At 56.5% G+C, this 402-nt stretch carries 1 protein-coding gene; it reads right to left on the reverse strand.

Annotation, left to right across the window (positions count from 1 at the left end):
- Positions 1-205: 205 nt before the first annotated feature.
- On the reverse strand, positions 206-402 hold a 197-nt coding region (locus HX778_RS24710), incomplete at its 5' end, for an aldehyde dehydrogenase family protein (RefSeq protein ID WP_115737974.1).

The raw sequence follows: 402 nt of genomic DNA on the forward strand, positions 1-402 counted from the left end.
GCCAACGTGGAACATTGTTTATTCCCTCTCCCTTTCAGGGAGAGGGTTATGGTGAGGGTAAAAATAAGAAGCGAGGCACGGTTCCGGCTTAAATCGCCTCCGTTTTCTCTCCGACCCAGGGCTGGAAGTGAACGGAACCTTAGCCGATCCTTCATAGAACGTATTTGTGACTAAGGCTTAGCCCCGCCAGGGTGAGGGGCAATCCTCAGAACAGGCCCAGCGGCTTATCGGAATAGCTCACCAGCAGGCACTTGGTCTGCTGATAATGCTCCAGCATCATCTTGTGGGTCTCGCGCCCGATCCCGGACTGTTTGTAGCCCCCAAACGCCGCGTGTGCCGGGTAGGCGTGGTAACAGTTGGTCCACACGCGCCCGGCCTGAATACCGCGCCCCATTTTGTAGG

This window comes from Cedecea sp. P7760 (genome assembly GCF_013386425.1).
Taxonomy (GTDB): Bacteria; Pseudomonadota; Gammaproteobacteria; order Enterobacterales; family Enterobacteriaceae; genus Cedecea; species Cedecea selenatireducens.